The organism is Muricauda sp. SCSIO 65647 (genome assembly GCF_021534965.1).
Taxonomy (GTDB): Bacteria; Bacteroidota; Bacteroidia; order Flavobacteriales; family Flavobacteriaceae; genus Flagellimonas_A.
Genome location: NZ_CP091037.1, coordinates 2,328,035 through 2,341,206, shown reverse-complemented (window position 1 = coordinate 2,341,206; position 13,172 = coordinate 2,328,035). Strand labels below are relative to the sequence as shown.

The 13,172-nt window shown below is 45.7% G+C and carries 7 protein-coding genes; all 7 read left to right on the top strand.

From position 1 onward, the window contains the following. Positions 1–121: 121 nt before the first annotated feature. Genes L0P89_RS10335 through L0P89_RS10305 form a run of 7 tightly spaced genes read left to right on the top strand, consistent with a single transcriptional unit; the run spans position 122 to position 13,166 of the window. Positions 122–3,163, top strand: a complete 3,042-nt coding sequence (locus tag L0P89_RS10335) for a SusC/RagA family TonB-linked outer membrane protein (protein ID WP_235265025.1) — start codon at positions 122–124, stop codon at positions 3,161–3,163. 10 nt (positions 3,164–3,173) lie between these two features. Next, positions 3,174–4,721, top strand: a complete 1,548-nt coding sequence (locus L0P89_RS10330) for a RagB/SusD family nutrient uptake outer membrane protein (protein ID WP_235265024.1) — start codon at positions 3,174–3,176, stop codon at positions 4,719–4,721. A gap of 7 nt (positions 4,722–4,728) precedes the next feature. Then, positions 4,729–7,125, top strand: a complete 2,397-nt coding sequence (locus L0P89_RS10325) for a LamG-like jellyroll fold domain-containing protein (RefSeq protein ID WP_235265023.1) — start codon at positions 4,729–4,731, stop codon at positions 7,123–7,125. A gap of 42 nt (positions 7,126–7,167) precedes the next feature. After that, on the top strand, positions 7,168–8,541 hold the full coding sequence (locus L0P89_RS10320) for a glucoamylase family protein (RefSeq protein ID WP_235265022.1): 1,374 nt from the start codon (positions 7,168–7,170) through the stop codon (positions 8,539–8,541). Further along, the gene (locus L0P89_RS10315; protein WP_235265021.1) at positions 8,534–9,922 is read left to right on the top strand and encodes a glucoamylase family protein; all 1,389 of its coding nucleotides are present in this window, start codon (positions 8,534–8,536) and stop codon (positions 9,920–9,922) included. Before L0P89_RS10320 ends, L0P89_RS10315 begins: the two co-directional genes overlap by 8 nt. A gap of 52 nt (positions 9,923–9,974) precedes the next feature. Then, on the top strand, positions 9,975–12,251 hold the full coding sequence (gene bglX / locus L0P89_RS10310; RefSeq protein WP_235265020.1) for a beta-glucosidase BglX: 2,277 nt from the start codon (positions 9,975–9,977) through the stop codon (positions 12,249–12,251). 60 nt (positions 12,252–12,311) lie between these two features. Next, positions 12,312–13,166, top strand: coding sequence for an alpha/beta hydrolase (locus tag L0P89_RS10305; protein WP_235265019.1), 855 nt, complete (start codon positions 12,312–12,314; stop codon positions 13,164–13,166). The last annotated feature ends 6 nt before the right edge of the window (positions 13,167–13,172 follow it).

The following is a 13,172-nucleotide window of genomic DNA, read 5'->3' as shown; positions in this document are numbered from 1 at the left end:
TTTGTTAACAGACTTTACGAAAACCTTTTCGCATGATGTATTTGTTATGTATCTCGATAGTTTTATAAAAGAACTGCGCCTTAGTAACTTAGCAAAAATCTAACTCAATTTTTGAATACTCATGAAATATAAAAGCATCTTGTTGTCAATACCGTTGTTATTGTTCTCCATTGCTTCTTTTGCGCAAAACAATATCACGGTCTCAGGTACGGTAACCGATAGTCAGGGGCAACCCATGCCAGGTGCCAATGTTATTCTCAAAGGAACTACTACAGGCATGCAAACTGACTTTGACGGAAATTATGCACTGGCCGACGTGCCCAGTGATGGCACTTTGGTCTTTAGTTACATCGGCTTCACTTCACAAGAAGTGCCCATTAATGGCCAAACGATCATTAATGTTTCACTACAGGAAGATACCCAGGCCCTAGACGAGGTAGTCGTGGTCGGCTATGGTGAGTTAAAGGTCAAAGACCTTACTTCGTCAATAGCCACGGTCGATTCTGAGGTTTTAGATCTTGCGCCGGTGGGCCAGCCCATGCAAGCCTTACAAGGCCGTGTCGCAGGTCTACAAATTGTGAACAATGGTGGACCCGGGCAATCGCCTACGGTTCGTATTCGTGGTATCGGTTCATATGACACGAACCAAAATAACAACAATAACTCAAGTGGTCCATTATTTGTGGTTGACGGGGCTTTTTTCAATGATATAGATTTTTTGAATACCGCCGATATTGAATCCATTTCAGTATTGAAAGATGCTTCAGCAGCAGCCATCTATGGGGTTCGTGCCGCCAATGGTGTGGTATTGATTGAAACCAAATCAGGTAAGTTCAACCAAAAACCACAGATAACCTACGATGGTTATACGGGCTATCAAGTGGCACAGAACGTATTGACCATGGCCAATGCCGAGCAGTTCACCACTTTGGCCCTGGAATCTGGATCAGAACCCGATGCTCAATTTATTTTAAATGCCATGCAGCGTTATGGCAGAAGCCGCATCAATCCGAATATTCCGGCCGTCAACACCGATTGGTATGATGAAATCACGCGTTTGGCCTTGATACAAAACCATAGCCTGAATATGACAGGAGGCACTGAAAGCGCAACCTATGCCATAGGCGCCAACTATTTTCAACAAGATGGTCTGCTAAAAATGAAAAATGAGTATGAACGCTTTAACCTTCGTGCGAAAATTGATTTCAAAGTGAATGATTGGCTAAAGGTAGGTGGTAATATGGTACTCAGTAATGCTACCCGATTTGATGCGGAAGATTCTGCATGGCGTTTGGCCTATTATGCCGTGCCCATTCTACCCGTCTTTGACCCACTTTTGGCAGAAAATCCTGATGTGTTCCCCACACCTTATGCCAATGCACAAGATTTGGGCTACAGGGGCGGCCAGAATCCATTTCCAACAATGGATTTCAGCGAAAACCGCGAAAAAATACGCAATGTACTGGCCAACTTCTATGCTGAAGTTGATTTAATTCCTGAAAAATTGAAATTCAGAACGGCCTACAACCATAACTTCGAAAGTACCAACAGAAGAGAGGTGCGCCTTCCTTATTTCTTGGGTGACAACTTTCAACGTGTCGATGCTTCCTTATTGAAAAGGGATATCACCATTTCAAACCAAATTTGGGACAATACATTGACGTATACCCAGACATTTGGCAAACACGATTTGACCGTGATGGCCGGTACTTCTTTTAGGGACGAGGCCTTGGATATGCTCCAAGCAAGGGGCCTTAATTTTCCATTGACAGGCCCAGAAGCTTATTTTCTTGATTTGGCCCAGACCATTGTACAAGAAGATACATTTGATGGCGGGGCCAGAGAGTTTGGTTTCTCTTACTTTGGCAGGGTTTCTTACAACTTTGACAACCGTTACCTGTTGTATGGTACGTTTCGTGCCGATGGTACCAACAAGTACCAAGAAAAATGGGGCTACTTCCCTACCATAGGTGCAGGTTGGGTGCTTTCTGAAGAAGCGTTCTTTCCTCAAAATGATGTCTTGAACTATATCAAATTAAGAGGTAGCTGGGGTGAGTTGGGTAACGATAGAATACCCTCTAGTGAAGGGTCGGTCACCTCTGAAGTGGTCACTACCGCATTGGGCGATATTTTGTTCAGTGGCCTGAGTACCAGTAACGACTTTACTGCATTGAGATGGGAAGTGACCGAAGAGACCAACATTGGTCTTACAGCCAGTATGTTCAATAACAACCTATCTTTAGATGCTGATTATTTCATTAGAGATACCAAAGATGCCGTTATACCGGTATTGAGGCCTTTGATTCCAGGATCAATTAGGCAAAACGTAGGTGAAATCAGAAACTCAGGATTGGAAGTAGTACTCAATTGGGATAAAAGGGTTTCTAAAGACTTCAGCTATTCAATAGGCGGTAACTTTTCTACATTGAACAATGAAGTGCTCGGTCTGGGCGATGCTGAATTTTTAGATGCCGGTACGGCAGAATTCCGCCAACGTTCCATTGTCGGTGAATCGATTTTTGCTTTCTATGGACGCGAAATCATCGGTGTTTACCAAAACGAGGCACAAATCCAAGCTGATCCCGTAGCCGTCGCAAATGATCTCGAGCCCGGTGATTTCATTTACCGTGACATTAACGGTGATGGTGATATTACCGATGATGACCGAACCGTTCTGGGCTCATTCTTGCCTTCATATACTTTTGGCTTCAATTTTGGGGTCAACTACAAAAATTGGGATTTTGCTGCCAGCGCCATCGGCCAAGGAGGCAATTCTATCTTGAACAGAAAAAGAGGTGAGGTCATCTTTACCAATGATACCAACTGGGACCGTGACTTTGCGGTCAATCGTTGGCACGGTGAAGGTACCACGAATAGCTATCCCTCTTCAGCGGGCATCAGAAAAGGATGGAACCAACGGTTGAACAATTGGTTCATTGAAGATGGTGACTTTTTTAGGATTCAGAATATTACCTTAGGGTATACAATAAACAAAAACGGGGAGCAAAAAGGGCTTCCCCAAATCAGGGTGTACGCTACTGCCGAAAAACCATTGACCTTATTTGAATACAATGGCTTCAACCCTGAAGTGCCCAACGGGGTAGATAATCAGACCTATCCCGTACCTGCCGTGTACACAATTGGTGTTAACGTTAAAATTTAAAAAAATGATTATGAAACTGCTCAAGAAAATTAAGCTACTGACCATAATGGCCATAGTGCCATTGGCTATCATCGGGTGTTCAGATAAACTGGATGAGCCCGAATTGAACAACAACTTTGCCGGCGGTACCGATTTCACCCAAACAGATGATATGGTGCTTTCGATCATCGGGGTCTATGAAGCCTTTCAATCACGTGGTTGGGAACAGCCCTTGTTGATTGCCGTTCGTGGTGATGATGTAAATGCCGGAGGGCTTGGGGATCAACAAGATTTTGCCGAGACCGATCTTTTCAACTACAACAAAGACTATTGGATGTACAACTCGCTCTGGGAAAATGTATATCGTGACGTGATCACTGCCCATACCGGAATGGAACAAATTGCCCGATATCAAGAACTGGCCGATGATGACGGAAAAGCCTTGGGCGATCAATATATAGCAGAAGCGAAAGTGTTGAGGGCCATTATGCTCTTTCACATTACACAGGTCTGGGGAGATGTGTTCATACCTACCTCTTCAAACACCGCAGAACTGTTTGAACTCGAAGCTTTACCTACACAAGACGAGGTAATGCAGCACATTTCCGATCAGATGGACGAGGCCATTCCGCATCTTCCGGTCATGCGTCCCAACGAAAGATTGGATCTTCCCGGTGGCATGACCGTTTATGCTGCTCTTGCTGTCAAAGCCTTGGCCAACCAAGAACTGGAAAATTACCAAGCTGTGGCCGATGCATGCGCCGAGATCATCAATTCAGGTGGGTTCAGTCTTTTCCCTGATTTCTATGAACTGTTTAAAACACCGGGTAAATTAAGTGACGAAAGCATATTGGAAATGCAATATTCAGACTTTGGCCAAGGTGAAGGTGATCGTGAAGGCCACTTATATGCCCCATATGGCCCACAAAACTGGGGCCCCGCTGTTGAAGGTGCCGGTAGTGGTTGGGGCTTTTTCGAACCCAGTATGAAATTCATCAAGTTCATGTTGGACAGGGGCGAAACAGTACGGTTAGAGACCAGTGTGCTCTTTACCGACCGTGGCATTGCCGAAATACAGGCGGATCCAAACTATGCCACTTTGCCAGGCTTTGTTTCCAACACCACTAGAGATGGTGATGTCATCAATGATTACGCACGGGCCCTATTTGCCAGTGGGAAGCATTATTTGCCATCCAATCAGTTGATCCCGGGTAGAACGGCCTATGGCAGTAACAAAAACTTCAATATTATTAGATATGCCGAAATTCTGTTGACCTATGCCGAAGCCTTGGCGCATGGGGCCTCAGCTTCGGGCATGACGGCAGACCAGGCGGTGAACATGGTGCGCGAAAGGGCTGGTCTCGATCCATTGTCAGGGGTATCCCTCGATGATGTTTTAGATGAAAAATATGCAGAGCTCAGTATGGAGTGGGGCAAGAGATATTTCGACATGGTTCGTTTGGGCCGTACCGATGAATTGAGCTATGACGGCAGAACCTTTACCACTGATAAAGCTTTCTTGCCTTATCCTCAAGCACAAGTGGATCAATTTCCGATTTTGCAAGAGCTAGACCAATAAACCAAAAATGAAAAAAGAACGACCGATGAGAAATATAAAACAAATCATGACATTGTTCGCTACCATTTTTTTGGTGTACTCGTGCGAACAAGGAATAGACCCCATCACAGAAGTAGCTGCCGGGGCTGATGCTACGGCCCCACAGATAACCGTCAATTACCCTACTGAGGGAGTTGAGATACAAGTCTTCGAAGCGGTAACATCAATTGACATCGATATTGAAGTGACCGATGATATCGAGGTCAAAGACATCAAGGTGCAATTGGATGGCAACCAAATTGCCTCTTTCAATTCATTTAAGGATTATAGGATCGTAAAGGAAGAATTCACCTATGATGGCCTAACGGATGGCAACCATACGTTGACCGTGACCGCTACTGATCTGGAAGGGAAAACCACTATAGAAGAGGTGAACTTTGCCAAGGCGCCCCCATACGAACCCCTGTTTGATGGAGAAAAATTCTATATGGCCTTTGATGGCAACTATATGGATCTGATCAGTTTTCAAACAGCTGGCGAAGTGGGCTCCCCAAGCTTTTCGGGCAGTGGGTTTACCAGCCCAGACGCTTATAGGGGCACTACCGATTCATACCTTACTTTTCCTATGGGCGGATTGAAAAGCGCTGAATTCAGTGCTGCATTTTGGTACAAAGTCAATTCTGATCCAGGTAGAGCGGGCATTTTGGTCGCAGGAGACGATGAAGAAGACCGTTTTCAAGGTTTTAGGCTCTTTAGGGAGGGTAATGCCGATGAGCAACGAATTAAACTGAATGTGGGCACCGGTACCGGTGAAAGTTGGAACGATGGAGGTGTACTTGATGCAACCGCAGGGGAATGGGTACATATTGCCATCTCCATATCACAGACCAAGAGCACCATTTATTTCAACGGAATGGAAATGCTATCGGCCGATATGGCCGCGCCCATCGACTGGACAGGGGTCGAAGAATTGGTCATCGGCTCAGGAGGCCCCACCTTCAGTTATTGGGACCATCTCTCTGATTATAGCGATCTAGACGAATTGCGCATTTTTGACAAGGCACTTACCGCCACCGATATACAGATCATGATCAATGCGGTGAACCCCTATATACCACAGTATGATGGCGAATCTTTATATATGCCGTTCGATGGTGATAATATCGACTTGTTGGGCAGTAGGGCAGCTTCTGAAGTGGGCGCCCCAGGCTTTACCGATGACAGCTATGTTGGTTCGCAAGCCTTCTTAGGCGCGACCGATTCTTATCTGACCTATCCGTCAGACGGCCTCACTTCTGCTGAATTTAGTGCTTCGTTCTGGTACAAGGTCAATGCCGATCCCGATCGTGCCGGTATCTTGGTTATCGGCGATGATGAAGCCGATAGATTTCAAGGGTTCCGTCTTTTCCGTGAAGGTTCCCCTACCGAGCAACGCATCAAACTCAACGTAGGTACTGGAACAGGTGAAAGCTGGAACGATGGTGATGTTATCGATCCCACTGCAGGTGAGTGGGTGCATATCGCCATCACCATTGCCAGTGATAAAAATACCATATACTTCAACGGTCAAGAGGTACGATCATCAGATATGTCGGCCCCTATTGACTGGACAGGCGTTGGTGATTTTGTTATCGGTTCAGGTGGACCAACCTTTAGCTATTGGGACCATCTTTCCGATCTAAGCAGTATAGATGATTTGAGATTTTTCTCAAAAGCGCTGACACCCGAAGAGGTGGCCGAAGTGTCTGGTGGAACGTTTACACCAAAGAATTTCGGTTCTACCCTTTATTTACCCTTTGATGGCACCAATACGGACGCAAACAACAATATAGAACCAACCGTTGAGGGCACACCTGGCTTTGCAGGTGAAAGCCAAGTGGGTACCGATGCCTTTGCAGGGGCCGCCGACTCATATCTGACATTTCCCATAGATGGGTTGTTCAGTGACCAGTTCAGTGCAGCATTTTGGTACAAAGTCAATTCAGATCCTGACAGGGGCGGCATTTTGACGGTCAGCCCTCCGATGAACGGTACTGACAATGACCTTTCTGCAGGCTTTAGATTGTTCAGGGAGGGCAGTGCAGATGAGCAGCGTATAAAGCTTCATGTGGGCACAGTGGAAGATAATGTCTGGAACGATGGAGATGTGCTCGATCCCTCTGCAAATGAATGGGTGCACATAGCATTCACAGTATCTGATACCGAGACCAAAATCTATTTTAATGGAACGGCCGTCGCCAATATGGGAGATATGAGCGGAAAAACCATGAATTGGGAAAACTGCTCTATCCTATCCATAGGTTCAGGTGCTCCAAACTTCATCGGTTGGAGCCATCTCTCGGATCTGAGTTACATCGACGATCTTTTCCTCTTTGACAAAGTGTTGACACAAGAGGAAATTGATGAAGTCATGATGAACGATTAAGTTAGGTAAAAATTTGTTTGAGTTAGTTAGTTTTAATTTTCAATGCGGTTAGTTTTAATCTCAGTTTTCGTGGCCGTTGCATCTTTAGTAGCGGGGTGCAATGGCCAGAAAACCACCAAAAAAGGTTCCATTGCTGAAAATGTGTCAAATTCGACCTATTCTGATGAAGAGCTATTGGACCTGTTGCAACTTCAGACCTTCAAATATTTCTGGGACGGTGCCGAACCAACCTCTGGTCTTGCCCGAGAGCGCATCCATCTAGATAATATTTATCCCGCCCATGATAAAGATATCATCACCATTGGTGGTTCTGGCTTTGGGTTAATGGCCATTCTGGTAGGTATTGAACGTGGCTTTATTAGCCGCGAACAAGCACTTGAACGGTTTGAAAAGGCCGTGGATTTTCTCGAAAAGGCAGATCGTTTTCACGGGGCTTGGCCCCATTGGCTAAAGCCCACTGGTGAAACGGCCCCTTTTAGCCCCAAAGACGATGGGGGCGATTTGGTAGAAACGGCCTTTCTCATACAAGGATTGTTGACCGTAAAAGAATATTTCAGGGATGGTAACGATCGTGAACAAGAATTGACACAAAGAATCCAAAAACTTTGGGAAGAGGTCGAATGGGACTGGTACACCAAAGGAGGTGAAAAAGTGCTGTACTGGCACTGGAGTCCCAATCATGGTTGGGACATGAATTTTCCCGTGGGCGGATACAATGAATGCCTGATCATGTACGTCTTGGCAGCAGCATCGCCTACCCATCCCATCAGTAAAGAAGTATATGAGAAAGGTTGGGCCAGAAATGGTGCCATTGTCAATGATACCACCTATTACGGATTGCAAACCGAGCTCGACCATTATGAACATGACTCATCTCCGGTAGGACCATTGTTTTGGGCCCATTATTCCTATCTAGGGCTTAACCCCAATGGTCTCACCGATCAATACGGTGATTATTGGAAGCTCAATACCAACCATGCCATGATACACTACAGGCATTGTGTCGAGAACCCAAAAGGTTATGAAGGTTATGGTGAAGAATGCTGGGGATTGACCTCAAGCTATTCCCCGAAGGGATATGCGGGGCATAGGCCCAATAAAGACATTGGGGTCATTTCGCCCACGGCCGCACTGTCTTCCATACCCTATACGCCAAAAGAGAGCATGAAATTTTTACGGCACCTTTACACTGAACAAGACAGCCTCATTGGCAAGTATGGCCCTTATGATGCTTTTAGTTTTGAAAAAAACTGGTATTTACCACGATATTTGGCCATTGATCAAGGCCCGATTCCCGTAATGGTTGAAAATTATAGAAGTCGATTATTGTGGAAACTGTTCATGGCAAATGAAGAAGTACAGAATGGACTTAATAAATTGGGCTTCCAGAGCCCTTATCTGAAAAAGGATGGGTAAACGTACCTTTTTTTTCTTGGCGATACTGACCCTGTTTTTTTCGTGTAACGGCAAAGATGATTATACCTATACGCCCATTGAATTTCCAGATGACGATACAGGTACCCCCCCTAATGATGAACCCCTTATAAGTGATGAAGAGCTTTTGGATCTCACCCAACGGGAAACCTTTAAATATTTCTGGGATTTTGCCGAAGAAAATTCCGGAGGTGCTCGAGAACGCTACCACCCCAATGATCCTGGCAGAGATGCCCATGTGGTCACCGCTGGTGGTACCGGTTTTGGCATAATGGCTCTATTGGTGGGTATCGAAAGAGGATACATCACCCGTGGTCAAGGTGTTGAACGGCTGCAGGTCCTTCTTGACTTTCTCGAAAACGCAGACCGCTTTCATGGTGCATGGTCACACTGGATCAATGGCACCAATGGATCGGTAATCCCGTTCAGCCCCAAAGATAATGGGGGAGATCTGGTCGAGACCGCATTTTTGGTGCAGGGACTGATTTGTGCAAAAGAATATTTTGAAGACGGTACTGATGAAGAAAAGCTATTGGCACAACAGGCAGATGACCTATGGAAAGGTGTCGAATGGAACTGGTACACGCAGAATAGGAATGCCCTGTATTGGCATTGGAGCCCTAATTTTGGCTTTGACATCAATCTTGAGCTCAAGGGCTACAATGAGGTATTGATCACCTATGTTTTGGCAGCGGCTTCGCCCGATCACGGTATTGAAAAAGAGGTATATAGCAACGGATGGGCCTCTAACGGAAACATTACTTCAAACGAAACGCAATATAACATTCCCCTATTGGTCGACCATGCCGGTAATGCCCCATTTGGCGGACCTCTGTTTTGGGCACATTATTCATATCTAGGGTTAAAGCCCAGAGGTCTTTCCGATGATTACGTGAATTATTGGAATGTGAATGCGAACCATTCTAAAATCAATTATAATTACTGTGCTGAAAACCCAAGAAACTTTGAGGATTACGGAGAAAACTGTTGGGGATTAACGGCAAGTTATACACGAAACAGTGATGGAAACATGGGCTACAACGCCCATAGCCCATCAAACGACACAGGGGTGATATCTCCAACGGCCGCCATTAGCTCCATTCCCTACACCCCTACCGAGTCGCTTCGTGCCATGCACTACTTTTACCGACATAAAGATAAGTTGCTGGGGCCTGCCGGTTTCTACGATGCGTTCAGCCCTGAGCATAATTTTTGGGTGGCCGAGGCCTATTTGGCCATCGACCAAGGACCACAAATTATCATGATAGAAAACCACCGGACAGAACTATTATGGAGTCTTTTTATGCAAAATGAAGAGGTAAGGGCGGGTCTTGATAAACTGGGTTTTCAATATAGCAATTGAATCACTTTTTGGTTGTACAAAGAATAGAATTGATTTAGTAATTGTTTAGCATATGATTTTGAAAAAATACCATATCATTTTTCTTTTTCAGCTTTTTGTTGTTGGCGGTCTTCTATCACAGACACGGGAAAGCATTCCCGAAGTGGAAGCTTTGCTGAAACAAATGACCATAGACGAAAAAATTGGTCAGCTAAACCTATTGACACCAGGTGGTGGGGTAGCCACTGGTTCGGTGGTGAGCGAAAATGTGGAGGCCAAAATCAAAGCTGGTCAAGTGGGTGGCCTGTTTGGGGTGTCTGGCCCCGAACGTGTTCGTATGGCCCAAAAATTGGCAGTAGAGCATAGTCGATTGAAAATTCCGCTATTGATCGGTTCAGATGTCATTCATGGCTATAAGACCACCTATCCCATTCCCCTAGGGCTTTCATGCAGTTGGGATATGGACTTGATTGAACAGGCGGCCCGCATGGCGGCGACCGAAGCTACAGCTGATGGTATCATGTGGAATTTTTCCCCTATGGTCGATATCGCCCGAGACCCCCGCTGGGGCCGTATCGCAGAAGGGGCGGGTGAAGACCCTTTTTTAGGCTCGGCAGTGGCAAAGGCAATGGTCAAAGGCTATCAAGCCGATGATTTGGCGGCCCCCAATACCATGTTGGCCTGTGTGAAGCACATGGCCCTCTATGGAGCTGCTGAAGCGGGACGTGATTACCACTCCGTCGACATGGGCAAAGTGAAAATGTTCAACCAATATCTGCCTCCATACAAAGCGGCCGTTGATGCCGGGGTCGCCTGTGTTATGACCTCTTTTAACGATATCGACGGCATACCTGCTACCGGAAACAAATGGCTATTGACCGATCTGTTACGCAATCGCTGGGGCTTTAAAGGCTTTGTGATCTCTGACTATACCTCGGTGAACGAAATGATCATGCACGGCCTTGGTGATTTGCAAGCGGTATCTGCATTGGCCCTAAAAGCGGGATTGGACATGGACATGGTCGGCGAAGGCTTTCTGACCACCCTAAAAAAATCACTTGAAGCGGGCAATATCACTGAAGACGAAATCACGCAAGCCTGCCGTCGTGTACTGGAGGCCAAACATGTATCAGGTTTGCTAAAAGATCCCTATCGCTATTCAGATGAAAAGCGTCCGAAAAAAGACATTTTAACCAAAGAGAATAGGGCCTTCGCCAGAAAACTAGCTGCCCGTTCTTTTGTATTATTCAAAAATCACGATCAAATCCTTCCACTGAAGAAAGAGGCCAAAATAGCCTTGGTGGGGCCACTGGCCGATAGCCGCAAAAACATGTTGGGCACTTGGGCACCCACAGGAGACACCAAATTGGCGGTCACCATTTTAGAAGGCTTTAAAAATGTCGCCCCTAGCGCCACCATCTCCCATGTTAAAGGTGCCAATATTTCAGATGATCCCGAGTTTGCCAAAAAAGTCAATGTATTTGGCCCTAGAATAGTAATCGATGAACGTTCCCCCGAAACCCTTTTACAAGAGGCCGTTGAGGCCGCAAACGCCTCCGATGTCGTAGTCGCCATTGTGGGCGAGGCCACAGAAATGAGTGGTGAGGCTGCCAGCCGAACCGATATTTCCATTCCTGAAAGCCAAAAAAAATTGATTCGCGCCTTGGTGGCCACAGGCAAACCCGTTGCCCTGGTGTTGATGAGCGGCAGGCCCTTGACCATTTCTGAGGAATTTGAAATGCCGGTGGCCATTTTGCAGGTATGGCACCCCGGAGTTGAAGCGGGAAACGCCGTGGCCGATGTGGTCTTTGGTGATTACAACCCATCAGGAAAATTGACGACTACCTGGCCGAGAAACGTTGGGCAGATCCCTATTTACCACAGCGTGAAGAATACAGGTAGGCCAGCGCCAAAAGATAAATTCGATAAGTTCAAATCGCATTATCTTGATGCGCCCAACACACCCCTTATTCCCTTTGGTCACGGACTTAGCTATACAACTTTTGAATGTACCGATCTAAAACTTGACAAAAGCAACATTTCAGAAAGGGAATCGATCGAGATAAGTGTTACGGTAAAAAACACAGGTAATTTTGATGGTGAAGAGGTTGTTCAACTATATTTGCGAGATGTGGTACGCAGTATCACTCCGCCCATCAGACAATTGAAAGGCTTTAAAAAAGTATTCTTGAAAAAGGGCGAAAGCAAAACGGTTACCATTACCCTAACGCCCGATGATTTGAAGTTTTACAACAGTACATTGGAGTTTGTTTCAGAACCTGGTGAATTTGAAGTATTTGTGGGCACCGATTCAAACGCCTCGTTACAAAAAACCTTTATGTTAAGATAGGCCATGCATTTTTTAAGAAGATGGACACATGTTCTAGTTACAATATGCCTCTTTTGGACCTTGGCAAGCACTGCTCAAGAGCGCTACATAGATTCTATTTTTACTGAAATCAATGTCCGAAGTTTTGTTTTCTCAGATACATTGGAGCTTGATTTTTATAGTGCCAAAAACAATGAATTGACCGATAGGCCTATAATGATATTGGTTCACGGCGGTGGATTTGCCATAGGCAAAAAAGACAATCTGCTCGAAAAAAAATTCTGTACCGCCATGGCCGCAAAAGGATACGCCGTGGCCTCTATCAGCTATCGCCTTACCCGAAAAGGAAAGTCTTTTGACTGTGATTGTCCCACAGAAGAAAAACTGGCCACCTTTAAAACGGCTTCTGAAGATGTGCTCAAAGCTGTTGGCCACCTAGCGAAAAATACCGGTTCTCTCGGGTTCGATCGTAACAAAATCATTTTGGTGGGCAGTAGTGCGGGTGCTGAAGCAGTGCTCAATACCGTTTTTATGAGATATCATCGTGATTTTCGTCAATTGCCGTATGGCAATCTACAGTTTGCGGGGGTCATATCGTTCTCTGGTGCCGTATTGAACGCTGATTATATCACCGAACAAACCGCCATACCTACTTTACTCTTTCATGGCGTTAAAGACAAACTGGTGCCTTACGGTACGGCCGCGCACCATTACTGCGATGAAGATACGCCCGGCTATTTACCGTTAGATGGTTCAAATACTATAGCCCAACGGCTTTCAAAACTTGGTGCACCATACACCCTCTATGTCGATATGGAGGGCAACCATGATTGGGCCAACAAGGCCTATGCCCATACCCATGATATTTCCAATTTCATCAAAACCGTAATTTTAGATGGTGTATGGCAACAATCAAAAATAAGGTTAACCCCATAGCAGTAC